Origin of the sequence: Thermococcus sp. GR5 (assembly GCF_012027535.1) — an archaeon.
Lineage (GTDB): Archaea > Methanobacteriota_B > Thermococci > Thermococcales > Thermococcaceae > Thermococcus > Thermococcus onnurineus.
In genome coordinates this window covers 200870-224730 of record NZ_SNUN01000003.1, presented here as the reverse complement: position 1 = coordinate 224730, position 23861 = coordinate 200870, and the positions used below count along the sequence as shown (strand labels likewise).

General features: G+C 50.1%; 26 protein-coding genes. 17 read left to right on the top strand and 9 right to left on the bottom strand.

Annotated features, from left to right (window positions below):
- Positions 1-192: 192 nt before the first annotated feature.
- From E3E33_RS04705 to E3E33_RS11120, 5 genes are all read left to right on the top strand, one after another.
- Positions 193-891 carry a hypothetical protein gene (locus E3E33_RS04705; RefSeq protein WP_167710977.1) on the top strand — a complete coding sequence of 233 codons (699 nt, stop codon included), beginning with the start codon at positions 193-195 and terminating at the stop codon, positions 889-891.
- Positions 892-1055: 164 nt separating this feature from the next.
- Positions 1056-1490 carry a hypothetical protein gene (locus E3E33_RS04700; RefSeq protein ID WP_167710978.1) on the top strand — a complete coding sequence of 145 codons (435 nt, stop codon included), beginning with the start codon at positions 1056-1058 and terminating at the stop codon, positions 1488-1490.
- Between the two features lie 64 nt (positions 1491-1554).
- Positions 1555-1953 carry a hypothetical protein gene (locus E3E33_RS04695; protein ID WP_167710979.1) on the top strand — a complete coding sequence of 133 codons (399 nt, stop codon included), beginning with the start codon at positions 1555-1557 and terminating at the stop codon, positions 1951-1953.
- 48 nt (positions 1954-2001) lie between these two features.
- Complete coding sequence (locus tag E3E33_RS04690) at positions 2002-2568, top strand: hypothetical protein (RefSeq protein WP_167710980.1); 567 nt, start codon at positions 2002-2004, stop codon at positions 2566-2568.
- Between the two features lie 87 nt (positions 2569-2655).
- On the top strand, positions 2656-6582 hold the full coding sequence (locus tag E3E33_RS11120) for a DNA polymerase domain-containing protein (RefSeq protein ID WP_167711131.1): 3927 nt from the start codon (positions 2656-2658) through the stop codon (positions 6580-6582).
- A gap of 151 nt (positions 6583-6733) precedes the next feature.
- On the opposite strand, the gene E3E33_RS04680 is transcribed toward E3E33_RS11120, so the two are convergent.
- Genes E3E33_RS04680 through E3E33_RS04670 form a run of 3 tightly spaced genes read right to left on the bottom strand, consistent with a single transcriptional unit; the run spans position 6734 to position 9026 of the window.
- The gene (locus E3E33_RS04680; RefSeq protein WP_167710981.1) at positions 6734-7429 is read right to left on the bottom strand and encodes an HAD family hydrolase; all 696 of its coding nucleotides are present in this window, start codon (positions 7427-7429) and stop codon (positions 6734-6736) included.
- A gap of 49 nt (positions 7430-7478) precedes the next feature.
- Positions 7479-8486 carry a DUF3226 domain-containing protein gene (locus E3E33_RS04675; protein WP_167710982.1) on the bottom strand — a complete coding sequence of 336 codons (1008 nt, stop codon included), beginning with the start codon at positions 8484-8486 and terminating at the stop codon, positions 7479-7481.
- Entirely contained in the window at positions 8487-9026 is a 540-nt protein-coding gene (locus E3E33_RS04670) for a DUF2391 family protein (protein WP_167710983.1), read from the bottom strand.
- A 65-nt stretch (positions 9027-9091) separates the two neighbouring features.
- Between E3E33_RS04670 and E3E33_RS04665 the strand changes: the two genes are divergently transcribed.
- The 4 genes from E3E33_RS04665 (at position 9092) to E3E33_RS04650 (ending at position 14489) form a co-directional block, all read left to right on the top strand.
- Entirely contained in the window at positions 9092-10561 is a 1470-nt protein-coding gene (locus tag E3E33_RS04665; protein ID WP_167710984.1) for an S-layer protein, read from the top strand.
- Positions 10562-10723: 162 nt separating this feature from the next.
- Positions 10724-11902, top strand: coding sequence for an MFS transporter (locus tag E3E33_RS04660; protein ID WP_167710985.1), 1179 nt, complete (start codon positions 10724-10726; stop codon positions 11900-11902).
- 38 nt (positions 11903-11940) lie between these two features.
- On the top strand, positions 11941-14166 hold the full coding sequence (locus E3E33_RS04655; RefSeq protein ID WP_167710986.1) for a DHH family phosphoesterase: 2226 nt from the start codon (positions 11941-11943) through the stop codon (positions 14164-14166).
- Between the two features lie 68 nt (positions 14167-14234).
- Positions 14235-14489 carry a hypothetical protein gene (locus E3E33_RS04650; RefSeq protein ID WP_012570964.1) on the top strand — a complete coding sequence of 85 codons (255 nt, stop codon included), beginning with the start codon at positions 14235-14237 and terminating at the stop codon, positions 14487-14489.
- Here E3E33_RS04650 and E3E33_RS11115 read toward each other — a convergent pair.
- Positions 14486-14548 (bottom strand): CGP-CTERM sorting domain-containing protein, encoded by a 63-nt coding sequence (locus E3E33_RS11115; protein ID WP_167711133.1) that lies wholly within the window; start codon positions 14546-14548, stop codon positions 14486-14488. The genes E3E33_RS04650 and E3E33_RS11115 overlap by 4 nt on opposite strands.
- Before the next feature lie 65 nt (positions 14549-14613).
- Positions 14614-15048, bottom strand: a complete 435-nt coding sequence (locus tag E3E33_RS04640) for a PEGA domain-containing protein (RefSeq protein WP_167710987.1) — start codon at positions 15046-15048, stop codon at positions 14614-14616.
- 89 nt (positions 15049-15137) lie between these two features.
- On the opposite strand from E3E33_RS04640, the gene E3E33_RS04635 reads away from it, so the two are divergent.
- Complete coding sequence (locus E3E33_RS04635; RefSeq protein ID WP_012570965.1) at positions 15138-15353, top strand: hypothetical protein; 216 nt, start codon at positions 15138-15140, stop codon at positions 15351-15353.
- Positions 15354-15407: 54 nt separating this feature from the next.
- On the opposite strand, the gene E3E33_RS04630 is transcribed toward E3E33_RS04635, so the two are convergent.
- The 3 genes from E3E33_RS04630 to E3E33_RS04620 are packed head-to-tail and all read right to left on the bottom strand — an operon-like array spanning position 15408 to position 17315.
- On the bottom strand, positions 15408-16586 hold the full coding sequence (locus E3E33_RS04630) for an MFS transporter (protein ID WP_167710988.1): 1179 nt from the start codon (positions 16584-16586) through the stop codon (positions 15408-15410).
- A 3-nt stretch (positions 16587-16589) separates the two neighbouring features.
- Entirely contained in the window at positions 16590-16880 is a 291-nt protein-coding gene (locus tag E3E33_RS04625) for a PadR family transcriptional regulator (protein WP_012570967.1), read from the bottom strand.
- Positions 16881-16928: 48 nt separating this feature from the next.
- Positions 16929-17315 carry a PaaI family thioesterase gene (locus tag E3E33_RS04620; RefSeq protein ID WP_012570968.1) on the bottom strand — a complete coding sequence of 129 codons (387 nt, stop codon included), beginning with the start codon at positions 17313-17315 and terminating at the stop codon, positions 16929-16931.
- Positions 17316-17407: 92 nt separating this feature from the next.
- Between E3E33_RS04620 and E3E33_RS04615 the strand changes: the two genes are divergently transcribed.
- From E3E33_RS04615 to E3E33_RS04595, 5 genes are all read left to right on the top strand, one after another.
- Positions 17408-17806 carry a DUF2240 family protein gene (locus E3E33_RS04615; RefSeq protein ID WP_167710989.1) on the top strand — a complete coding sequence of 133 codons (399 nt, stop codon included), beginning with the start codon at positions 17408-17410 and terminating at the stop codon, positions 17804-17806.
- Between the two features lie 120 nt (positions 17807-17926).
- A complete protein-coding gene (locus tag E3E33_RS04610) occupies positions 17927-18967 on the top strand; it encodes a substrate-binding domain-containing protein (RefSeq protein ID WP_012570970.1) in 1041 nt (346 codons plus the stop codon).
- A gap of 39 nt (positions 18968-19006) precedes the next feature.
- Positions 19007-19714 carry an ABC transporter permease gene (locus E3E33_RS04605; protein ID WP_012570971.1) on the top strand — a complete coding sequence of 236 codons (708 nt, stop codon included), beginning with the start codon at positions 19007-19009 and terminating at the stop codon, positions 19712-19714.
- Positions 19711-20433 carry an ABC transporter ATP-binding protein gene (locus E3E33_RS04600; RefSeq protein WP_012570972.1) on the top strand — a complete coding sequence of 241 codons (723 nt, stop codon included), beginning with the start codon at positions 19711-19713 and terminating at the stop codon, positions 20431-20433. The genes E3E33_RS04605 and E3E33_RS04600 overlap by 4 nt, the downstream gene beginning before the upstream one ends.
- 61 nt (positions 20434-20494) lie before the next feature.
- Positions 20495-21034 (top strand): nicotinamidase, encoded by a 540-nt coding sequence (locus tag E3E33_RS04595; protein ID WP_167711135.1) that lies wholly within the window; start codon positions 20495-20497, stop codon positions 21032-21034.
- Here the strand turns inward: E3E33_RS04595 and E3E33_RS04590 are convergent.
- Positions 20958-22013, bottom strand: coding sequence for an AI-2E family transporter (locus E3E33_RS04590; RefSeq protein ID WP_167710990.1), 1056 nt, complete (start codon positions 22011-22013; stop codon positions 20958-20960). The genes E3E33_RS04595 and E3E33_RS04590 overlap by 77 nt on opposite strands.
- Positions 22014-22068: 55 nt before the next feature.
- On the opposite strand from E3E33_RS04590, the gene E3E33_RS04585 reads away from it, so the two are divergent.
- Together E3E33_RS04585 and E3E33_RS04575 are read left to right on the top strand one after the other, a co-directional pair.
- Positions 22069-22392 carry a hypothetical protein gene (locus E3E33_RS04585; protein ID WP_167710991.1) on the top strand — a complete coding sequence of 108 codons (324 nt, stop codon included), beginning with the start codon at positions 22069-22071 and terminating at the stop codon, positions 22390-22392.
- Positions 22393-22890: 498 nt separating this feature from the next.
- Positions 22891-23574, top strand: a complete 684-nt coding sequence (locus E3E33_RS04575; RefSeq protein ID WP_167711137.1) for a DUF4152 family protein — start codon at positions 22891-22893, stop codon at positions 23572-23574.
- Positions 23575-23861 lie beyond the last annotated feature (287 nt).

Sequence of the window (23861 nt, the reverse complement as noted above, 5' to 3'; positions counted from 1 at the left end):
AAGGTGGTGGTGAGTGCATGAGTATGCAACTCTTTTACTCTCGCTTCTTTTGGCAAGCTATCATCGTGAAACCAAACTCGGAAAAAATTTATCCTTGGAAAAAAGAAAAAGAAATTACTAATAGTGAATAGAAATACTTATAAGGAAAAATAGTCCTATTTGTAATCCAAAATTAGATTTGAGGTGAACAATGTGAGGTGGGAATCATTATTAGTGATTTTGTTGGGACTGTTGGTAATAGGGGCAACGGCAGAAACTACTTTGGCAACTTCATATCCTGAAGTGTCCGTACCTCAGGAATCGGTTGCTTCGAAGATGTCTCCGGAAGTATCTAAAACCGCACCGATATCTCCAATGGTATTTGGAGATAAGAACCAGCTTACAGTTAGATTTAGAAAGGACTTGTCATTTGTCCTTAACGGGAAGTTATACCTCGCATTTGAATGGAAATGGAATGGGTTACCAGAATTATTTGGCGGAGGCAAGGATGTTATTGTAATTTCATTCCCTTGGGAAATCTACGGTTATCCCGACCCTTACATATTCTATGAGTATCTGCCGGAGGTTCGCATTGAAACTGTACATGGCATGGAGTACAAAGTTGGTCCTGTGAGGTTCTCTATAGAACCCACTGAGGAGCTATTATTTTACAACGGAGGCTACCATAGGATTTACCAAATGTTTATCAAAATTCCAGTAGATGATGATGTCTCATGGGGCATAATATGGGTAGGAGTAACTCCAAAGAAAAAGATGACACTAGGGACTCATTTTGGCTACTTCCACAATTGGGACTACATCAAGCCAACCATGACTGTCTTCAATACACTCATTAGCATTAAATATACAAACAAACCCACTCGTTTCAACTACCGTGACTTGGGGTGTTGAGAAAATACTCGGTGATGTGCTGGGAAGGGGCAAGGGTCTTTGGGAGAAAAAGGATGAGCGAGAGATAGTCTACTCTACTAGTGCATATCCTTGGAGATTGGTTCCACCGTGGCCTCCCTGCTCACCAGGAGGAATTTGTCCAACATCCATCCGGGGGTATGATAATGGGAGATGAACACTACAAAGTACGATTTAGAGCTAACCTATTAAGGGAAAGCGTGGTCTCCTTTGGATTATCTTTTCTTTTTGGGACATTGGACAGTCCAGATGTGATACTTATAGCTATAGTTTCATGGATAATGTCCAGTTTAGTGTGGATTGTATACAACGTACATAGATGTAGTGAGTTATCTAGACGACTAGAATGTAGGCCGTTATGTGATATCCTTCTAAAGAAGTCTCTTATTGATTCTGCAGGTATTGGAATAATAATTCCTGCGAGTCTGGTTAGTAAGTATTTAAATCAAAATTATGTTGTTTTAGCAATACTAGCGATTGTATGGGCACTGGCATCGGCGAAAATATTGAGCAACATTAATTACCCATATGAGTGGGCTTCCTCGGAGAGAATTAGACAGGCGAGAAAAAAATGTTTCTAGGAATCCAAACATCAACATGGGGGAACTTTGATGAAAGATCTGGAAAATACGATTTAAGTCAAATTTGATAAGAAGCATACCTGCTTCTTTCATTCTTTCGTTTATCTTTGGAACTGTCGGAAATGATGTTAAGACTGTGAAATTTGCTCTGGGATTCGTGTTCCTGTTTGGGATTTTCTGGTTCCTGTATACTGCCTCAACGGTCGATAAGCTAAGTAGAAGAAGGGAGTGTCTCCCCCTTAGGAGCCTTGAATATAAAGTGGCCGTTGTTAACATTGTGTGGCTTACTCTTGCCATTGTGGCAAGTCTGATCAACCGATACCTGAATGAGAACTATCTGTTGCTTGCCATAGTAGCCGTTGTCTACGCAGTAGCGACATCAAAACTCAAGGCAGATATGGATTACCCATATGAGTGGGCTTCCTCACAGAGAATCAGACGGGCGAAGGAAAAGTGTCTCTAAAGTTTGAGTGTTCCTAATCCTTAAAAAATTGCATGGGAGGATCAGCATGTGAAACCCACGGTAAGTGGATTCCTCCTCACAATCCTTGCGTTAATCGTTATTGGAGGTGCTGTATATTATTTAATAGGCGAATATGGTTCTCAAAGGTTCATAGAGGGGCAGAGGGACTACGAGAGGCTCTGCATCCGCCAAATGACATCATTAACCCTCAGCGATGTTCGATTTCATTCACAAGAGGCGTTCAATTCGCTAGAGCGGAACTCCACAGAGACTTTTAACCTTTCAATGATAGAGCTGGCCTCAGATCTTTCGAGATTGGAGTCGAATCTTGTAAGTCCGGCGATGTATATTTTTCCGGAGGACTTTCCTGACAATGAAACGTTAGTTAATATGACAAAAAACGACCGGTGCATCACATTCATAGAACTTTCCCGAAATGCATTCCTAAACGGAACCGCCAACATCTCTGCCGTCCGCGAGGGGTTAAACCTGATTTACAATTTTGCCACAGAGTGGCGAGAGAACGGCAACTATCCCAGCGAAGAGCTTTTGAAAGCCAATGCCGAGCTTCAGCAGAAGTGCAGTGCCCTTGTTCCAAAGGTTGTGAATCCTTGATTGTTGGTCTTTTTCTCCTTTCTTTCTGATGAACCTCGATGGCGAAGTTTATTAGTTCTGGATTCAATAATCCAACAGGTGTTGGTTATGATCCTTGACGTCGACTACATCACAGAGGACGGAAAGCCTGTCATCAGGATCTTCAAGAAGGAGAAGGGTGAGTTCAAGATTGAATACGACAGAGACTTCGAGCCTTACATCTATGCACTCCTCAAGGACGATTCTGCCATCGAGGAAGTGAAGAAGATAACCGCGGAGCGCCATGGAAAGGTTGTCAAGGTCAAGCGTGCCGAGAAGGTGAATAAGAAGTTCCTCGGCCGACCGGTTGAGGTATGGAAGCTCTACTTCGAGCACCCGCAGGACGTGCCCGCAATCCGCGACAAGATAAGGGCTCACCCGGGGGTTATCGACATTTACGAGTACGACATACCCTTCGCCAAGCGCTACCTCATAGACAAGGGCCTCGTCCCCATGGAGGGCAATGAAGAACTGAAGATGCTCGCCTTTGACATCGAGACGCTCTACCACGAGGGCGAGGAGTTCGGAACCGGGCCCATACTCATGATAAGCTACGCGGATGAGAACGAGGCGAGGGTTATAACCTGGAAAAAGATAGACCTGCCCTACGTTGACGTCGTCTCAACCGAGAAAGAGATGATAAAGCGCTTTTTGAGGGTTGTTAAGGAGAAGGATCCTGATGTTCTCATTACCTACAACGGCGACAACTTTGACTTTGCTTACCTGAAAAAACGTTGCGAAAAGCTTGGGATAAGCTTTACCCTCGGGCGGGACGGAAGCGAGCCGAAGATACACCGCATGGGCGACCGCTTCGCCGTGGAGGTTAAGGGGAGGATTCATTTTGATCTCTATCCGGTCATAAGGCGTACCATCAACCTGCCGACCTACACCCTTGAGGTTGTTTATGAGGCGGTCTTTGGCAAACCCAAGGAGAAGGTATATGCGGAGGAGATAACCCTTGCCTGGGAGAGCGGCGAGGGGCTTGAGCGCGTTGCGCGCTACTCTATGGAAGACGCAAAGGCAACCTATGAGCTCGGAAGGGAATTCTTCCCAATGGAGGCCCAGCTTTCGAGGCTGATAGGCCAGAGCCTCTGGGACGTGTCGCGTTCCAGCACCGGCAACCTCGTGGAGTGGTTTCTCCTGCGGAAGGCCTACGAGAGGAACGAACTTGCCCCCAACAAGCCAGACGAGGGAGAGTTAGCGAGGAGAAGGAACAGTTACGCCGGCGGCTACGTTAAGGAACCAGAACGGGGATTATGGGACAATATTGTGTATTTAGATTTTCGCTCTCTTTACCCCTCGATCATAATCACCCACAACGTCTCGCCGGATACTCTCAACAGAGAGGGCTGCAAGGAATATGACGTCGCCCCTCAGGTCGGTCACAAGTTCTGCAAGGACTTCCCCGGCTTCATTCCGAGCCTTCTCGGGAACCTGCTCGAAGAGAGGCAGAAGATAAAGAGGAAGATGAAGGCTACAATAGATCCCCTGGAGAAGAAGCTCCTCGACTACAGGCAGCGGGCAATAAAAATCTTAGCGAATAGCATTCTACCCGATGAATGGGTTCCTTTGCTCATTGATGGAAGGCTCAAACTGACGAGAATCGGCGATTTTGTTGATAATGCGATGGATGAGGGGAACCCCCTAAAGAGCAATGAAACCGAGGTTCTCGAAGTTTTGGGGATAAATGCCATTTCCTTCAACAGAAAGACAAAGATATCCGAGGTAAGGCCCGTCAGAGCCCTTATACGGCACCGCTATCGCGGAAAAGTGTACAGCATAAAACTCTCCTCCGGCAGGAAAATCAAGGTCACGGAGGGGCACAGTCTTTTCACAGTCAAAAATGGGGAACTTGTGGAAGTTACCGGCGGGAAAGTAAAACCTGGGGACTTCATAGCAGTTCCAAGGAGGATTAACCTCCCGGAAAGGCATGAGAGGATAAACCTTGCCGATGTTCTCCTCAACCTTCCTGAGGAGGAAACCGCCGACGTCGTCTTAACTATACCCACCAAGGGGCGCAAGAACTTCTTTAGGGGCATGCTGAGAACCCTCCGCTGGATTTTTGAGGGAGAGAAAAGACCCAGAACGGCCCGAAGATACCTCGAACACCTCCAAAAGCTGGGCTATGTCAGACTCAAAAAAATCGGCTACGAAGTTCTTGATGAGAAAGCTTTAAGGAAATACAGGGCGCTCTACGAGGTTCTTGCTGAAAAGGTTAGGTACAACGGCAACAAGAGGGAATACCTGGTTGCCTTTAACGACCTCAGGGATAAGATAGAGTTTATGCCGGAGGAAGAGCTTAGGGAGTGGAAAATTGGAACCCTCAACGGCTTTAGGATGGAGCCTTTCATTGAAGTCAACGAAGACCTTGCAAAGCTTCTCGGTTATTACGTCAGCGAGGGTTATGCAGGAAAGCAGAGGAACCAGAAGAACGGGTGGAGCTATTCGGTCAAGCTTTACAACAATGACCAGAAGGTTCTCGATGACATGGAAAGGCTTGCATCGAAATTCTTCGGAAAGGTGAGACGCGGAAAGAACTACGTGGAGATGCCCAAGAAAATGGCCTACGTGCTCTTCAAGAGCCTATGTGGTACGCTGGCGGAGAACAAACGAGTTCCTGAGGTTATATTCACATCCCCCGAAAACGTGCGCTGGGCCTTTTTAGAGGGGTACTTCATAGGGGACGGCGACCTCCATCCGAGCAAGAGGGTTAGGCTTTCCACAAAAAGCGAGACCTTAGTCAACGGTTTGATAATCCTCCTCAACTCCCTTGGCATCTCGGCCGTTAAGATAAGGTTTGAGAGCGGGGTGTACAGAGTTCTAGTTAACGAAGAACTATCGTTCCTTGGCAACAGCAAGAAGAAGAACGCCTATTACTCTCACGTAATTCCAAAGGAGATACTCGAAGACGTCTTCGAAAAGAGGTTTCAGAAAAACGTGAGCCCCAAAAAGCTTAGAGAGAAGATTAAGAGGGGCGAACTTAACCAGGAGAAGGCCAAGAGAATTTCCTGGCTTCTCGAGGGAGACATCGTGCTTGACAGAGTTGAAGAAGTCGAAGTTGAGGACTACAACGGCTACGTCTACGATCTAAGCGTTGAGGAGAATGAAAACTTCCTGGCAGGATTTGGAATGATATACGCTCACAACAGCTATTACGGGTACTACGGCTATCCCAGGGCAAGGTGGTACTGCAAGGAGTGCGCTGAGAGCGTTACCGCCTGGGGCAGGGAATACATTGAGATGACGATAAGGGAAATTGAGGAGAAGTACGGTTTTAAAGTGCTGTATGCAGACACAGATGGATTTTTTGGGACAATACCAGGAGCGGATGCTGAAACTGTCAAAAAGAAGGCTAAAGAGTTTCTTAAATACATAAACGCCAAGCTGCCTGGATTACTTGAGCTTGAGTACGAGGGCTTCTACAAGCGCGGCTTCTTCGTCACCAAAAAGAAGTACGCCGTTATCGACGAGGAGGGCAAGATAGTAACTCGCGGGCTGGAGATAGTCAGGCGTGATTGGAGTGATATAGCTAAAGAAACACAGGCTAGGGTTCTTGAGGCTCTCCTGAAGGACGGTAATGTAGAGAAGGCCGTTAAGATAGTCAAGGAGATAACCGAGAAGCTGAGCAAGTACGAAATCCCGCCGGAGAAGCTCGTCATCCACGAGCAAATAACCCGCGAGCTGAAGGACTACAAAGCAATGGGCCCGCACGTAGCGATAGCAAAGCGTTTGGCGGCGAGGGGAATAAAAGTCCGTCCCGGCACGATAATCAGCTACATCGTCCTTAAAGGCTCGGGAAGGATAGGCGACAGGGCGATACCCTTCGACGAGTTCGACCCAACGAAGCACAAGTACGACGCTGACTACTACATCGAGAACCAGGTTCTCCCGGCTGTGATGAGGATTTTGGAGGCGTTTGGGTATAAGAAAGAGGATTTAAGATACCAGAAGACGAGGCAGGTTGGATTGGGGGCTTGGTTGAAGCCGAAGAAATGAGTTCTGAGATTCGTGTTTCCTGTCTATTATTTCAACCGAATGGCCCTTTCTTCCTTTGCCCTGTTTCTCCAGCTCTTTGACTTTCGTGATGTTTTCACGGTATCAACCCAAATGCGTTGATTTGGTGGGTAAGACTGTTAAAAAAGCCAATTTAACCTTCTAACTCCTCCAACACCTCCAGAATTCCCTCCACTCCCGGCACCTCAAAGCCCCTCTCGTGGATTTTCCTCACTTCCTCGGCCTCGGGATTAATCCAGACCGCCCACATCCCCATTTTAAGCGCTCCCTCAAAGTCTTCTGCATAGGTGTCGCCAATGTGGATGGTCTCACCTGGCTCAACGCCGAACGCTTTAAGCGGCTTCTCGAACATCTCGGGCATTGGCTTGTAAGCGAAGACCTCGTCCGCAAAGAAGGTCTTGTCCACGAACTTCATCAGCCCGAAGCGCTCAAGCAGAAGCCTTGTGTAAGAGCCAGGCCAGAACATCACGTTGCCCGTAACGGTGACCTTTAGGCCCTTCCTCTTGACGCCCTCAAGCGCCTCCTTTGCCCCCGGCAGGACGATTTCATCGCTGACCTTAAGAACAGCCCTCGCGGCGGCCCTCCTTACGACCTCGATCTCAGTTCCGAGCAACTCTGCGAGCATCTTCTGACTCTCCTCCAGAGCCTGGGTGGGATCTCCAGCAGTTTCTGCCCTCATGCGCTTTATCCTCTCCCTTGTGAACATCATGCCCTCGACGACGTCTATGATGCACGCTCCCATGAGTTTGGACAGCTCAACGGCCATGGCGTCGAGCATAATGTTAATGTCTAGAAGGGTGTTCCAGACATCGAATGAGGCGAGCTTCATGCGTATCACCTGGAAGAGTTGGGGGGAGGTGGAATAAAAATTCAACGGTTCATGCATGAGATAACGAAAAGCCCTTCCATAAGCCCGCTTCCCTAAGAATGGCCTTGAGGTTTCTGAAGCGGGAGCGCATGACAAAAAGCTCGTAAAAGCCTTCCAGATTGCCCCAGTGTCCATAGGCCGAAAGAGCCAGGTACATGACCTCTTTGGGCTTTAGCTTCCTGCACAGGCTCTCGTTTAGGGTCCTTAATGCCGGTCTGATTCTCTCCAGAAGTCCCTCCCGCTCTATGAGGTGGAGCATTAAATCTTCAACAGTAGGCTTCTTCCATTCGATTAGCTCGTCCTCAAAGGGAAGGCCTATGATTAGAGGTATTACCTCTGTCTTCCCAACTCTAAAACCTGCGGCCGTTTTTTCAGGACGGAACCGGGAGAGCTTCCCGGTTATTGAGGCCATCGCACTCTCTCTGTCGTCATCAACATCTATGGCGACTCCTATTTTGTCAACATTGAATTCAAAGACTTCCATTGCTCTGATAAAGTTGCCTAGGTTTCGGATGACTCCCGAGTTGCCCTCGCTTGGGATTACCGCTAAGAAGCCATTCTCATTTCTCAACAGCTCGAAATTCTCGCGCTCAAAGACTCCCTCAATGAATTTTAGATTCGCTGGAACTTCTCTGCTCTCTTTGAACTTGAAGAGCTTCTTGAAGACCGCCTTAAAGAACTTAGCATCAGTCTTACCCTCGACGAAAAGGACACTCGCCCGGGAGGGTTCACCAGTAAAGCCACCCCGGAGATCGAAGTCAAGGTATTTTCTCAGCTCATAGGCCTCCTTGGTTGTTAGGGTCTTTCCAGTGTCGGAGTAGATAAGGAAATGTCCCTCCCCTCTGAACTTACCAAGTATGAGGTCTATGAGCTCGAGGCTCGCTGTTATCACCGTTTCCTCCCCGGTGAGCGATCTAACAATCCTAACTAACTCTCTCCGATTTTTTCCGCATTCGGGAAAAATCAGTGTGTTATCATCTGCAAAGGCCTCAAATCTCTTTCCAGTGATGATCCTCATTCACTTCACCATGTCAACAGTTATCGCTCCGATGACGGCAAATGTGCTTATAAGTATGGTCGCGTTGAGGTACTGCTCCGTCGTAAAGTCGGCTATCCCGTTGATGCCGTAGAGGTATATTAACCCGGAGGAAATCAGATACGCTATCAAGGTCACGGTGAGAAGTCTTTTTGGGACATGGAAGAGCTCCTCTTTTTTGAGGTTGCCTATCTGGGACTTCGCAATGAAGAGGTATGCAATGGCCAGGGTCATGAGAAGGATTACCAGGGAGCGCTCTACGGATATGTCTTTGGCGATTTCCCAAAGTTCGCCGGTGAAGAGGAATGGAAGGGCGAAGGTTACCGCACCGATGATCTCCTGGGCTATGTCGTCCCACCCGAGCCGGTCGGGTGCCTTCTTTTCCTCAACCTCCCTGCGAAGCTCCTTAAGGCTGGTATATATCTCGTCGAGCTTATCTTCCATTTCCTTTCCCCTTTCGTCCGCTGGTGGGTGCTCAGGTTCGGGGTTCATCATCCCGTCAGCATTGGATTCACTCATCATCGCAGAAGGGATTTCCCCAGGAAAAGTTATAAAGGTTGGGATGCACCTTAATTCGGTGATAAACGATGAAAAAGGCTTTGGCCCTGTTTGTGAGCCTGACAATTCTGGGCTTGCTCCTTACGCCGATTAATGCAGCTATTACTGGCATTAATTCTGCCAATACCGTGATAGTTCTACCAACCACCAAGATAGTTAACGGCGTGCCCCTTCACATAGGTGAGGACGCGATAACCGGCTCAAGACTCGGAGCTTTTCTGGTTCTCAGGGGGATTTCTCATGGAACTTACACTACCACCGTTTCTGTACCCGTTGAGTACCACAGTGTGGTTATTCCTGATGAAAACCAGATATACAAACTCAATCCAATCGACATGCCCGACGTCGGAGTGAACGTTAGCGACGTACCCGTGGGACACGCTGTAGTTGTTCAGGTTGACTTCTCCCGCGTCGGGTTTAACTCCACTAACGGGATGGCTGAGTTCCTCGACAGAAGCGTAGAGATAATCTTCAACGAGAACACAACGCCCCTCGATATAGGCGGCGATTATAAGGTTGTCTCGGCGACTGTTGATGGGAAGGACACCATGTACTTCTACGCGTACTTGGAGGCCGACTCTGAATCTAGCTCGCTTGGCGATTCCATAGTCGTCGGTGGCTGGAAGATAAAGCTGCTCGACATAAACCTCGATGTCTCCAAGATGCTCATCGAGCTGACCTATCCCAGCGGCCTCATCAAAACCAAGACCATGAGCGAGGACAAGTACTACGTCATGTACGTCGACACCAACGGTGCCGAGGACTTTGAGGAGTACGACACCTATCCCTCTGCAAGAATAAACGAACTTCTCGAAGCTGGGGCGAAGAACGTCTTCCTTTTCACCCCCACGGACTTCTTCGTTGGTATAAACAACGCCCAGATGGTCACCTACGACTACTGGTACTACGAGAAAGTGAAGCAGTACTCGGACGGTGATGTCTATAAAGGCCAGTGGATCTGGGACATAGACCCCGATAACGGGCTCTACACCCTCTACCTCCACGTGAACGAGAGCCTCGAGAGCTTCCCAAGGGTGTTCATAGGGTCGGGAGACGCCCTAGAGCTCCCAACTGGTTGGGGTCTTGAGATTACGGCGGTCTTCCAGAGGGACGAGAACGGAGGGATAGTTGGAGTTGAAGGCTACCGCTTCGTCCGCGTTGCCACGGTTACGAGAACCGTCTCAGTTATCGCTCCGAAAGTCGAGGCTACAGACGATGTTTACGACTTCATCATCGAGGATACCGACCTGACGAGCCTTCCATCGGACAAGAACGTTATAATCATAGGTGGGTGGGTCAGCAACAAAGCCTGGGAGCTCCTCGAGCAGGTCTATGGAACGAACACAGTGGATGCCATTAAGGCCGAGGTAGAGCAGAAAGGATACGTGATAAAAGAGCTGGACAACCCGAACAACCCGCAGTACAAGGTAATCATACTCGCAGGAAAGACCTATGAAGAGACAAGGCTCGCTGTAGAGAAGTTTATGGAAGAAATGTGAAAGCTTATTTTATCCCGTTTTTCTAATTTTACTCACTCTTATTTAAGCTAGGGAATGCTCGTATTTCTTGATTTAATCGGTGAGTAATGCCTTTTTTTATTAATAAATTTTTTGGCATGGCGTGGGGTAGGTTTATATACTCAAACCCTCGTCTAAACGTTCATGTCACTGCAGAATTACAGGGACTTCAGCAGGGATGCATGGTTGCTCGTGGCCTACTCGTTTATATCCTGGCTAGGCGGCAACATAGCATGGTTCATATTCCCGTTCTATCTAAAATCCCTCGGCTTTGACTACACAAACATTGGGATAGTCTTCTCGCTCTCGACCCTGGCTCAGGCGAGCGTTCTCCTCTTCTCGGGCCCTCTCGGCACGAGGATAGGCTACAAGAGGGCCGTTCTTCTTGGAGTCTCACTGATGTTCTTGGGCAGGCTCATCCAGGTTCTATATCCGACCATAGTCATGCTCACCCTGGGCGGTGTGCTCATTGGAATAGGCCTCGCCTTTGAGAGCCCCTCCTACATGGCCCTGCTGAGCGGTGAAGTTAGCGACGAGAAGAGGCACTATCTCTTCAGTCTCTCCTCCGCGATGGGAACGATAGGTTCCGCAGTGGGCCTCCTTTTAGCTGGCTTCCTGCCAAGGTACTTAGGCTACCGCGAGGTCTTTGCGCTGGTTCTCCTTATAATCCCGATTAGATTTGTTATCGTGCTCTTCGTGAAGTCCATTCTGGCAAGCACGGAGAAAAGACTCGACCTCAATAAGAAACTGCTCCTGAGAATCGGTCGCTTCGCTCTTCCGAGCGCCCTCATTGGTCTCGGTGCCGGTGTTACGATACCATACATGGGCCTCTACTTCAACCAGCGCTTCGGCACGAGCCTGGAAAGCATAGGCTGGCTCTTCGCCCTTCAGCAGTTCATAATGGGCCTTGGCATGTTTATCCTCCCGATGATAGCGGACAGGCTCGGCAGTGTCAAGACCGTAGTCTCTTTCAACGGAAGTGCCAGTTTCCTGATAGCTGCGATGCCATTCTCCCCGACTTTCATGGTGGCGGCCTTCATCTACACCGTTAGAACTATTCTCATGAACATAGTCAACCCCATATGGAACTCCTTCATGATGAGTTCCTTCTCCAAGGAGGAGCGTTCGACTGTAATGGCCTTGAACAACCTCTCCTGGACGGCCACCTTCGGAATAGGTCAGTACATAGGCGGCAGGCTTTTCGATTTCTCTCTCACCTGGCCGTTCCTTATAACGGCATTCCTTTACGCAATCTCTATGCTTGTCTTCTGGGGTTTCTTCCGGGACGCGGAGACAAAAGGTTATAAGTCCCCATCGGCCTAAAGTGACTTCAGTGAGAGAACTTCTGGAGAGTGTGAGCCATGGTGGTTAAAGACTGTCCTGAGTGTCACGGAACTGGTAAAGTCAAGGTTGGCGAGAAGGAGTGTCAAGTTTGTAACGGCTGGGGCTATGTTCCGGCTGATTTCAAGCTCGACAAGCAGCTTAAGGGTTATAGAAACCTGGACTACTTCGGCGTTGAAGACGAAGTTGACGAGATACCCTGTCCTGAGTGCCACGGCAAGGGCGTTGTACCGGTTTACGACACTTGCCCCGCCTGCGGCGGGACTGGCCGTGTTCTCGCCTGCGACATCTGTGGTAAGGTGAAGGAGCCCTGGGAACCTGGTATGGAAACCACCTGGGTCTGTCCGGACTGTATGAGGAAATACAAGGTGGTCTATATTCTCGACAAGACCTGCGACTATGAGGACGTTGAGATAGGCAATGTATATAAGGGAACCATAGACAGGGTGGAGCGCTTTGGTGTTTTTGTGAAGCTTAACCCGCACGTTACAGGGCTTATCAAGAGGAAGGACCTCCTTGGCGGTAGGGATTACGTTCCGGGTCAGGAGATACTCGTCCAGGTTCTTGATGTTAGACCCGACAAGCGCGAGGTTGACCTCATAGAGTCGGCCCTCAAGCACTACAAGGAGGTCGTCGTTAGAAAAGAGCTTCCAGTTACTCCAATCGGCGAACTCAGGAAGGACATGGCCGGAAAAACCGTGAGGATACGCGGCAGGGTCACTCAGATACAGGTCACCGGCGGCCCAACGGTCTTCACGATAACCGACGGAACGGGCATAACTTGGGCGGCCGCCTTTGAGGCACCGGGCGTTAGGGCCTATCCTAACATAAACGTCGGCGACATCGTTGAGATAATCGGAAAGATAGCCTTCCACTCCGGCGAGATACAGATAGAAGTCAGCGACATGGCCCGCCTCTGGGGTCCGGAGGCGGCTGAGGTAAAGAAGAAGATTGAAGAGCAACTCGACAGGAAGGCCCAGCCCGAGGACGTTGGCTTCCTCGTGGAGAGCGAGGTTCTGGAGAAGCTCAAGCCGAAGATAATGAAGGCCGCCTTCATGATAAGGCGTGCCATCTACGAGGGAAGACCGATATTGCTGAGGCACCACGCTGATGCGGACGGCTACACCTCTGGTCTGGCACTCGAATACGCTATAGTTCCACTCATAGAGGAGGTCTCGCCCGATCCAGGGGCAAGGTGGAAGCTCTTCAAGCGCAGACCTAGCAGAGCACCGTTCTACGAGCTTGAGGATGTTCTCAAGGACATAATCTTCATGGTCGAGGACCACGAGAAGTTCGGCGATCCATTACCGCTCGTCGTCATAGTGGACAATGGCGGAACGAGTGAGGACATTCCAGCCTACAAGCGCATCAAGGCCTATGGAGTACCGATAATCGTCATTGATCACCACGATCCGAGGGAGTGGATAAGCGAGGACAAAGCCGCCGTCGATGAGTATGTCGACGTTCACGTCAATCCTCATCATATCAAGCGCGGCTACTACGAACTGACCGCCGGAATGCTGGCAACTGAAATAGCGCGCTACATTAATCCTGCTGTAGAAGACAAGATCAAGCACCTGCCAGCCATAGCCGGAACCGGCGACAGGAGTAAAGCACCGGAGTTTTACCAGTACCTTGAGATAGCCAAGAAGGCGAAGGGTCTAACTGAAGAGGATCTCAAGAAGATAGCCGAGGTTATAGACCACGAAGCTTATTTCTGGAAGTTCATGGACGGGCATGGCATAATCGACGAGATACTTCTCCTAACGGGCAACCTGCAGAGGCACAGAATGCTTATCGACGCAATTTATCCAGAGGTCAAGGAGAAGCAGGAGAAGGCCCTTAGGGCTTCACTGCCTCATGTCAAGAGCGTCGTCCTGCCGAACGGTATAAGGTTCAACACCATAGACATAGAGCTCTACGCACCGAAGTTCAGCTACCCGAGCCCTGGCAAGCTGAGCGGCCTGATCCACGACCACTTCAAGGAGAAATACGGCGAGGACAGCCCGATACTCACTTTGGCCTACGGCCCGGACTTCGCTGTTGTCAGGGCGAGCGACGGCATGGCAGCCTACAACTTCGACCTCAACGAGATAATACCCAAGCTCCAGGAGGCACTCCCGAGCGCTGGCATCGAGGGCGGTGGTCACAGCTACGCTGGCTCAATAAAGTTCTTTGAGGGTATGCGCAAGGAAGTGCTTGAGGAGTTCGCCAAGCAGGTGCTCAAGCTGAAGAAGAGCTCTTGACCCTTTCCCAACCTTTTTAAAGGTGAAAGCTGGAGGTTTTTATGGTACAAGTTTTTGGAGGAGTCCGAATGAAGGTTAAGGTTGAGGTTACTTTTAGAATGGGCGGTGTTTCTTACCGCGGCCACAGATGGGAGGATGACGTTCTCGTCTTCGAGTTCGAGAGGCTGGGGGATGCCTTTATCCAGGTTCTAAGCAAAAGGGTTGTGGAGGAGGAAGTTGAGCGCGAGCCTGCTAAGGTCCTCGTGGAGCTCCGCACGAAGGACGGGGGCAAGGTCTTCGGCACCCTCAAGGAAGACGGCGTTTACAGGGCGATAGAGCCTTAGCGCTTTCTCGCGAGTGCAGGTGTCAGTGCTATCAGTATCAACAGGCTAGGACCGCAGATGTTTTCTTCGTCATTTCTCGTTTCCTTCTTTGCTAGTGATGTCTCCTATGGTAGCTCTATTGGGTCTAGTAAATTGTCTTTCCATTACGCTTTATCGTTAGGCTGTAGATGCCTACTGGAACGTCTGTCTCGTTAAGGGGCGTTTCTCCGATAAGCTCCCCGTCGAGATAGACTTCCAGTCCCCTCTCCTTTGTCAGTATCCTGAGCTTGAAGGTTGGGTACTTCAGCGTGGCGTTAATCAGTTTTCTTTCCCCATCCCGCAGGGAGACGTTCATGGAGTAGACGAGGTAGTCGGGGTTGTAGAGCTGGATAGTGTAGTTGCCCGGCGTGATGGTGAGGTTGAGGGGTGTCTCGCCAACGTTCTTTCCGTTGATGAAGACGTGGGCCTTTGGGGTACTAACTACCATAAGGTACGCCATTTGGTTCTCTGAAGTGGTGAGGATTGGTGGAGTTATAAGCAGCATCGCTAGGAGGGCAAGAAAAAGGGCATGACCCTTCATTACCCCTTCCTCCAAGTTGCTTTATACCACTGACTATAATTAGAGTGAACGTTTTAAAGTTTGTCCCCCACCTACCTGCGGTGGTGCCCATGTACATGGCGGAGTTCAAGCTTCGCTTTGGAGATAGGAAATGGTACGTCAGGAGGATAATCGAGGCTAACTCACTTGAAGAGGCCGAGGAGATGGCCGAGCGCTATGCCAGGGCCATGAACAAAGGCGAAGTTCTCTGGGAGCTGAGCTACGTTATAGAGGCTGAGAGGCCGCTTCTCATAGGAAAGGAAGAGCTCGAGAAGCTTGGGGCTTGATTTTGCTGTTCTTCTCTTCTCCCGGCTTTTCTGCAAAGTAAAAATGAAACGAGGCTACTCCCTCACAAACGCCATCAGAACCATAGCTATCGCGTTCATCAGCGCCGCGAAGATGAACGAGTAGGTCAGTGAATAGTTCTGCCACAGCCAGCCTGCTATCACCGAGGCTGGAAAGACAAAGACACCAAAGACAGTGTGGTATGCGCCTATGATTGTCCCCTTCTCGAATTCCTTCGCTAAGTCAGCTATGTAGGCCCTCGGTATGGTGTCCTCGATGGCTATGTAGAGGCCATAGAGCACGAAGGCTGCTATGAGTGTGTAGAAGTCCCTCGCGTATGCGAAGGCCAGCGATGCCAGAGCCGCTATTCCGAAACCGAGGGTTATCATCCTCTTCTTTCCGAAGGTGTCCGAGTAGGTTCCGAGGGGATAGGCTGAGAGAGCGTAGATTAGGTTGAAGAGCGCGTAAAAGCCCAGTCCCTGAACGACTGAGAAGCCGAGCTCCTCTGCCTTCCAGAGTGTGAAGGCATAGCTGTACCTGCCGAGGGCGCCGATGGCAACCACGACGAGGAAGAGGCGCAGGTTTCTGGATTTGAGTGCCGAGATGCCCTTTACCTTCTTCTTTACCTCGCCGCCTTTGTCTTTGACCAGCAGTATGACGATAACGACTCCGATTAAGCCTGGAATAGCCGAGAGCAGGAAGAGATAGCGGTAGGCGGTTTCTAGGGGCAGGCTTTTGAGCAGCTCCAGAATCGCTATCGCCGCCAGCGGTCCGGCAACAGCTCCAAGCGTATCCATCATTCTGTGAAAGCCAAAGGACTTGCCTGTCTTCCCCTTCTCACTGGATTCGGCAATGAGCGCGTCTCTTGGTGCGGTTCTTATTCCTTTGCCCACCCTGTCGAGAACCCTTAGGGTTACAAAGTCCCACCACGAGTGGACGAATGCAAGGGCCCCCTTGGCGATGGTGGAGAACAGGTAGCCGAAGGCCACGAAGAGCTTCCTTTTTCTAAAGTGGTCGCTGAAGTAGCCGAAAAGTACTTTAAACAGCGAGCTCAGGCTTTCGATGAGGCCCATTATCGAGCCGCTCACGACCTTGCTAATTCCCAGGATTTCAGTCAGATAAGTTGGTACTACCGGTGCTATCATCTCACTGCTCATGTCGTTGAGGAAGCTGACGATCCCGAGCAGGAAGACGTTCCGGCTAACGCCGAAGATTTTCTTTTCCTTCTCCTCCATATTTCACTCCTCCAGGAGTTCTCTGCACAGCTCCCTAACTCGTTCCCTGCCCTCTTCGAGGGCTTTCTTTCCCTTCGGAGTTATCTCGTAGACCCTGACGCGCCTTCCGTCCCGCACTTCCCAGTGGCTCTTTAGGAGCCCGCTTTCCTCCATGCCGTGCAGAAGGGGGTATATCGTGCCCGGGCTGATGTGATAGCCATGTCTTTTGAGCTCTTCCATCATGAAAGAACCGGTTATTGGCTCCCTTTCTGCGTGGTGGAGAACGTGTAGAGTCAAGAAGTCGCGGTATTTCATATCGAACACCGATATCGAAATCCGATATTGAGATTTAAAAAATTTTTGTCACTCGAGGACGTGCTTCTCAAGGACGTAGCAGTGGAAGGTTCCCTCAAAGACCTTCTCGTTCTTCTCGTTGAACACTTCGGCTTTCACGAGCTTCTTTTTGCCCAGATCCTCCACCAGAGAGGCCTTAGCGAGGAGTCTCTCGCCGGCTTTGACCGGTTTCAAAAAGCGCACTTCGGCCTTTCCGAGAACAACGGTCGGTTCGTTTACAGCGAGCATGGCCGCGTAATCGGCAAGCCCGAAGGTGAAGCCTCCATGAACCAGTCCGTACTCGTCGACCTTCATCTCGTCCGTCGTCTGAAGAACGACCTCTGCATAGCCTTCTTCAATCTTAACGGGCTTCCCCACAAGGGTCTCAGAGGTTAGAATATGCGTTCTCTGCTCCACGACCATCACCACTCTAAATTTTCTTCACCGTTTAAACCTCTAACGGGCAAAGGTTTATCTATTCCAACGCCCTAAAAACGTTAGGTGATTGTGTGCACCCGCTGAAGCGCGCCGTCGAGTATAAAGGCTCGGTTGAGTTCACGAGGAGCGAACTCGTTGGAATCATCGCCTTCAGCCTCAGGCTCATGGACATTAAAGCCACGAAGGAGCTCATAGAGAAATCCATCGAGAGTGGTCTCCTTGAGGAGAGGGAAGGAAAGCTGGTTGTAAACGAGGTCTTGTTAGAAGAGGAAGAGGCCAGTGAAGACCTCTTCAATGAGATGGTTGAATACATAGCGAAGTCCCTCGGCTGGGGACGGGAGGAGGTTCTTGAAGGCATCAAAGCTATGCGCGAGCGCTACGGTGACCTTGACGAGAAGGTTCTGGCGTATCTCTTTGGTATGGATAAGGGAGTGGACATGGCAAAGTTCAGGGAAAGGCTTGAGCTCTAGGTTTTCTCTTTTCGACTCACGTTATAGAAATCAGGATGCAGATGTTGTTAAACAAGTCAGTTTAATATGGACAAAAATGTTTATAAGATTGGCCTTCGTCCAGCTAACGGTGGGGGCATTATGAATAAGAAGATAAAGCTGTTGGCTCTACTGGTGTTCCTCTTTGTTGGGTTTTCCTATGGTTGTATTAGTAACACGAACACCAGCACAACAAGCACTGTCTCCGAGAAGCCCAAGGTTTTGACGATTTCAACAACAACCAGCCTCTACGATACTGGAATTCTTGAGAATGTGGTCGCGCCAATCTTCAAGGAGAAGTACAATATAGAGCTCCGTTTCATTCCTAAGGGAACCGGTGGGGCGATACTCGACGCTAAAAGCGGTGCCAGTGACGCTATCCTCGTTCACGCTCTGTCGAAGGAGCAGGCCTTTATGGAAGAGGGCTACGGCGTTAACAGGAAGGTTTTCGCCTACAACTTCTTTGTCATCGTCGGCCCCAAGGACGACCCGGCTGGAATAAGAGGGCTCAGCGTTACTGAGGCATTGAAAAAGATAGTCGAGTACGGAAGGGCACATCCTGACCAGCTCGTCTGGGTCTCAAGAGATGATGGTTCCGGAACCAACACCAAGGAGATAGCTCTCTGGAAGAATGCTGGCTTTGAGTTTGAAGCTTTAAAGAACGAGAGCTGGTTCGGTACGACTGGTTCTGGAATGGGTAACACCCTTCTCTACACCAGCGAGAGAAATGCCTACACTCTCTCCGACATCGGTACATACCTCAAGTACCAGAAGGAAGGCAAGATAAACCTCGATGTCCTCGTCGACAAGGGTGAAGAGCTTATCAACGTCTACGCTATAATCATCATTAATCCTGAAAAGATACCGGGCAAGGACTTTGAAGGCGCGATGCTCCTCGCTGAGTGGCTGACCTCAGAGGAGGGCCAGAAGGCAATAGCTGAGTACGGAAAGGACGAATTCGGAAGACCTCTATTCTACCCAGCGGTTCCGGTCCTTAAGAGCCAGGAGGGAGACGTCTTCAAGTGGATACTCAAGTACGGCTTCATGAAGGACGGCGACAAGTACACCGAGTGCCCTGAGAAGTTCAGGTACAAGCCTACCTACGACTTCTTCGAGTTCCCTGCCTCGGTCGTGGAAGGCTAAGCCTTTTATTTTCTCTTTCCATCTCTGGGTGGATGAGCTATGGCATGGGACTACATAATCCAGGGATTTTCAGAGGCCATCAAACTGATAGATGACCCGTACGTCATTGAGATAGCCCTCCGTTCAATCAAGGTCTCTGGGATGGCTACTCTCATTGCCGTTGTCTGGTCTTTGCCACTCTCGGTTCTGCTTGGACTCAGGGACTTTCCGGGTAAGTGGCTCGTGAAGACACTGATAAACGGCCTCATGGGAGTTCCCACCGTCATCTGGGGGCTGGTGCTGTACCTTATGTTCGTTCCACTCGGCCCACTAGGCTCACTGGGCCTGCTCTATACCGAGATGGGAATAAGCATCGGCCAGGCTCTGCTGATCACTCCGATAATCATGAGCATAGTCGTGAGCTCCCTGGAATCCATTGAGGGTGAAATAAGAGAGCTCGCTTTAACCCTTGGTGCCGATGAGATTAGGGCTTCCTTACAAGTCGTCAGGGAGAGCATCGGGGGGATAGTCCTGGCGATAATAGCGGCCTTCAACAGGGCAATATCCGAACTCGGTATAGCGCTCATGATAGGCGGAAACATCTACGTAAAGGGCGGCGTCTACAATACCCGCGTCCTGACGACGGCTATACAGATGTACACGGTCAGGGCTGAGGTAAGCATAGCCATAGCGCTGGGCATAATCCTGATGGGCATAGTCCTTACCGTGAACCTTCTATCGAACTTCGTGAGGAAGTGGTTGGCATGAGCCTTGTTAGGGTTCTAAACCTTGTCAAGGCCTATGATGGGAAAAGGGCTCTTGACGGCGTCAGTCTTGAAATCATGAAAGGTGAGATATTCTGCGTTATGGGCCACAGTGGTGCAGGAAAGACGACCCTCCTGAGGGTTCTTGCCCTGCTTGAACGGCCAGATTCCGGTGAGTACTACTTCGATGGGGTCAGAGTTTCTTGGAACCGGCCGGGAAGTATCAGAAAGGAAATAACAATGGTGTTCCAGACGCCGGTGATGTTCAACACCACAGTCTTCAAGAACATAGCCTATGGCCTGATGCTGAGGGGTTATCCAATGGCCGAGATCAAGAGGAGGGTGGAAGAAGTTCTGAGGCTTGTGAGGCTTGAGGGGTACGAGCACAGAAAGGCAAAGACCCTCTCGGGTGGCGAGAAGCAGAGAGTGGCCATAGCGAGGGCGATAGTGCTGGAGCCAAAACTCCTCCTGATGGACGAACCAACTGCCAATCTGGATCCGACGAACTCCACCATAATAGAGGACATAGTCCGGAAGATTGCTAAGGAAAACGGGACCACAATAGTCTTCTCTACTCATAATATGTTCCAGGCCAAGAGGCTCGCGGACAGGATTGCCCACATGTATTCCGGACGGATTGTTGAGATTGGGAATACAAGGGAAATCTTCGAGAAACCCAAAAATGAGCTAACGAGGAAGTTCATCAACGGTGAGCTTTTCTGAAGTTCACTTATTACGCGAACTGTTTTTAATGTGTTTTTCGAAATGTTAACTGGTGGTTGACATGCCTGAGGATGCCTTGATAGTTGTGGACATGCAGAGGGATTTCATGCCTGGAGGGGCCCTGCCCGTTCCGGATGGTGACAAAATCATCCCGAGGGTGAACGAGTACATCAGAAAGTTCAAGGAGCGCGGGGCTCTGATAGTTGCCACGAGGGACTGGCACCCTGAGGATCACATCAGCTTTATGGATCAGGGAGGTCCCTGGCCGAAGCACTGCGTTCAGAACACGCCTGGTGCCGAGTTCGTTGTTGAACTTCCTGAAGATGCAGTGATAATCTCGAAGGCGGCCGATCCGGATAAGGAGGCCTACTCCGGCTTCGAAGGGACCAACCTGGCTGAAATCCTGAAGGAGAAGGGTGTAAAGCGCGTTTACGTCTGCGGTGTGGCAACGGAGTACTGTGTTAAAGCCACGGCCCTCGACGCGGTCAGGCACGGCTTTGAGACCTATCTCCTACGCGATGCCGTTAGGGGCATCGATCCTGAGGATGAGGAGAATGCTTTGAGGGAGTTGGAGCAGGCTGGTGTGAAGGTCCTTTCCTAGCTATGACTCTCTTCCACTCTTTTAGGAGCGTCAGAAGAAGGTTGAGGACTATAGGCCCTATTATCAGCCCTTTTATTCCCATTGCCCACGTGCCGCCAACCATTCCGATGAAGACGAGCGTCTCGTTGAGATCCGTGTCCTTGGCCACTATCAGCGGCCTTATAATGTAGTCAGGCATCGGGGAGACGAGGAAGAACCCATAGAGAGAGATGCCGGCAGCGTGGAGGTACATTCCCTCTTTAGCGAAGTAAGCGGCGGCAATGAGCCATATCATCCAGCCTTCGAAGAGGGGCACGAAGCTGAAGAGGAACGTAAGAAAGCCTGCCACTATAGCGGTGTAAATATCTGAAACGTCGAAGATTATGAAGCCGAAGGTCATGAGCACTCCCTTGGCAACGTTGAGGAGGAGCCACGCCCTAACCAGGGCACCCAGTGTTTTGCTTACGCTTTGGAGTATCTCTTCGCCGAGGTGCCGGTTTTTCTCGGGGAGGGAAAGTTGTATCTGCTCGATTATACTCGTTGAGTTTGCCAGGGCGTAGTAGAATGTGAAGAGAAAGATGAACAGCTGCAGGGGGTACATGGGGAGTGAAAAGGCCTGTTTGGATAGATACTCGGAAAGTTTGGGTATGAATTCTCCTGAGAAGTTCCTGATGAAGTCAAGAACTTCTGAGGGAAGCGGTTGGGTCAGCACCCAGTTGAAGAAGTCGACGACGTTGTAGTAGAACGATGCAGCAACCTGGGCGGAGATCATTATAAGTTCCGCCGTTATAGTACCCCCAAGACCCACCATTCCGACCGTCAGTAGGAAGGCCGACCTTGCCTCGCCGAGCTCTGGGATTAGTCTCTTGTGGATAGGATAGACTGCGTAAGCCAGAACGAGGCCGAAGAATATTGGCGTGATGAGCGGACTGACGACTTCCCAGGCGATGTAGATTATGACCAAGACCGTTGTGGCCCACGCGATTATCTCCGCCCTCATAAGCCCTCGACAGATTTATTAAGTCCGTCCTTATAAACTCTGCGTGGTGGGAGAAATGGAAAAGGAGTTTATTGAGAAGATTTCAGCTTACATGGGCCGTGCTGAGTATTACCTGTCCGAGAGACGCTTTGATATGGCCTACAACTCCTATATAGATGCCCTTTACGCGATAGGCGCCTATTTTGTTTACCGCGACACGGGCATGCTCCTGCCCGCTGGAGAACTAATGGGAATGCTGGAGAGCAGGTATCCTGAGGTTCATGAAGTCATAAAGCGCTACTCCGGAATCACGAGCTTTGATGAAGAAACGGTAAGCGCTTTAAGGGAGGACGTGGAAAGGCTCAGAGGGATGATGACTTTGCCGAGTTCTGAGAAGTGATGAGACTCAGCGGCTGACCCTCGACGAGAGAATCTTTTCCCTCTTTCCTTTGTGAATTCTGCAGTCTCTTATCGCACCTTCAGGGGTTTTTGCCAGTCCCGTGTTCGTGTAGAGCGTGACCATAATCACACCCCTCCGGATGGATGAAAAATAAGCTCCACGGTGTAATCCAGCCTGTACACATCAATCCTTGGGGGGCACATTTTGATGAGAAAAGCATGGTTCTTTTTCTATTCGCACCTCTGTTACCTCCAGCATCCCGTCCACATAGAATACACTCAAAAATGGGAGCGGTCTTTCTATTGGTGTTAGCGGGTAAGCTCTCCCATTGTAGAGGATTGCTTGCCCCTAGCAGCCCCAATGTAAATCGCATCGCACAGGGCATCTATGTACGAACCCAAAGTTTCATAAACTACATCAGCTGACCCATTCAACACTGTCACCTAGATCTTGTAATATCAGGAGTATATTGGTAATTGGTGCTTAACGGTGGTTGCCATGAGGATAGTCGCTGCTGACACGGGAGGTGCACTTCTCACGGAGGAGTATGAACCCGTCGGACTTATCGCCACGGTCGCGGTTCTCGTTGAGAAGCCATACAGGACGGCAACGCTCAGCATAGTCAAGTACGCTGATCCCTTCAATTACGACATGAGCGGCAGACAGGCCGTGAAGGATGAGGCATTTCTTGCTGTAAAGCTGGCAAAGAAAGTCAAGCCCGACGTTATTCACCTCGACTCTACACTCGGTGGGATAGAGGTAAGAAAGCTCGACGATGTCACCATTGATGCACTGACGATAACCGAGAGAGGAAAGGCAGTATGGCACGAGCTGAGGAGGGACCTTCAGCCCCTCGCGAAGAAATTCTGGGAAGACACGGGCATAGAAATTCTCGCCATCGGAAAGTCGAGTGTCCCGGTCAGGATAGCGGAGATTTTCTCAGGAATATACACCGCCAAGTGGGCCATTGACTACGCGAGAGAGAACGGCAGGGTCATGGTCGGCCTGCCGAGGTATATGGAGGTTGAACTACTCTCCGGGAAGATACGCGGTGAAAGCCTCGACCCGAGAGAAGGTGGTCTCTACGGAGAGGTTGAAGCGGATACAGACGGTATCGGCTGGGAGCTCTACCCGAACCCGCTTGTGAGGAGGTTTATGGTTCTGGAGGTTTGGAAGGAGTAAAGCCTTACTCACTATAATCTTTAGGCAATTTTTTACGACCGGAACGCTTAGTAGATTCATGACCAATCCCCAACGGGTGAGAGCTTGGTCTATTGGATTGTCCCTGCTGTATACACAGTTTTGATACTCTCTCCACTGGTCTGGTCATCTATTATGTCCAGTGGGCTCTACTGGTTCATCCACAACATGTTCTCGAGACAGGAAGCTCTGACTGCCTTTGACCGGAGAACTGGAGGCACATAAGGAAAGCTGCATTCAAGCTGGCTTTCCCCTGCTTGCGGTAATAT

Excerpts from the sequence above, each read along its gene's own strand:
- E3E33_RS04670 (WP_167710983.1), bottom strand. The coding sequence starts at position 9,026 with ATGATGAGTGAATCCAATGCTGACGGGATGATGAACCCCGAACCTGAG.
- E3E33_RS04640 (WP_167710987.1), bottom strand. The coding sequence starts at position 15,048 with ATGAAGGGTCATGCCCTTTTTCTTGCCCTCCTAGCGATGCTGCTTATA.
- E3E33_RS04675 (WP_167710982.1), bottom strand. The coding sequence starts at position 8,486 with ATGAGGATCATCACTGGAAAGAGATTTGAGGCCTTTGCAGATGATAAC.
- E3E33_RS04650 (WP_012570964.1), top strand. The coding sequence starts at position 14,235 with ATGAAGGTTAAGGTTGAGGTTACTTTTAGAATGGGCGGTGTTTCTTAC.
- E3E33_RS04655 (WP_167710986.1), top strand. The coding sequence starts at position 11,941 with ATGGTGGTTAAAGACTGTCCTGAGTGTCACGGAACTGGTAAAGTCAAG.
- E3E33_RS04660 (WP_167710985.1), top strand. The coding sequence starts at position 10,724 with ATGTCACTGCAGAATTACAGGGACTTCAGCAGGGATGCATGGTTGCTC.
- E3E33_RS11120 (WP_167711131.1), top strand. The coding sequence starts at position 2,656 with ATGATCCTTGACGTCGACTACATCACAGAGGACGGAAAGCCTGTCATC.
- E3E33_RS04585 (WP_167710991.1), top strand. The coding sequence starts at position 22,069 with ATGGAAAAGGAGTTTATTGAGAAGATTTCAGCTTACATGGGCCGTGCT.
- E3E33_RS04680 (WP_167710981.1), bottom strand. The coding sequence starts at position 7,429 with ATGAAGCTCGCCTCATTCGATGTCTGGAACACCCTTCTAGACATTAAC.
- E3E33_RS04605 (WP_012570971.1), top strand. The coding sequence starts at position 19,007 with ATGGCATGGGACTACATAATCCAGGGATTTTCAGAGGCCATCAAACTG.
- E3E33_RS04665 (WP_167710984.1), top strand. The coding sequence starts at position 9,092 with ATGAAAAAGGCTTTGGCCCTGTTTGTGAGCCTGACAATTCTGGGCTTG.
- E3E33_RS04700 (WP_167710978.1), top strand. The coding sequence starts at position 1,056 with ATGGGAGATGAACACTACAAAGTACGATTTAGAGCTAACCTATTAAGG.
- E3E33_RS04595 (WP_167711135.1), top strand. The coding sequence starts at position 20,495 with ATGCCTGAGGATGCCTTGATAGTTGTGGACATGCAGAGGGATTTCATG.
- E3E33_RS04630 (WP_167710988.1), bottom strand. The coding sequence starts at position 16,586 with ATGGAGGAGAAGGAAAAGAAAATCTTCGGCGTTAGCCGGAACGTCTTC.
- E3E33_RS04625 (WP_012570967.1), bottom strand. The coding sequence starts at position 16,880 with ATGAAATACCGCGACTTCTTGACTCTACACGTTCTCCACCACGCAGAA.
- E3E33_RS04600 (WP_012570972.1), top strand. The coding sequence starts at position 19,711 with ATGAGCCTTGTTAGGGTTCTAAACCTTGTCAAGGCCTATGATGGGAAA.
- E3E33_RS04575 (WP_167711137.1), top strand. The coding sequence starts at position 22,891 with ATGAGGATAGTCGCTGCTGACACGGGAGGTGCACTTCTCACGGAGGAG.
- E3E33_RS04635 (WP_012570965.1), top strand. The coding sequence starts at position 15,138 with ATGTACATGGCGGAGTTCAAGCTTCGCTTTGGAGATAGGAAATGGTAC.
- E3E33_RS04590 (WP_167710990.1), bottom strand. The coding sequence starts at position 22,013 with ATGAGGGCGGAGATAATCGCGTGGGCCACAACGGTCTTGGTCATAATC.
- E3E33_RS04610 (WP_012570970.1), top strand. The coding sequence starts at position 17,927 with ATGAATAAGAAGATAAAGCTGTTGGCTCTACTGGTGTTCCTCTTTGTT.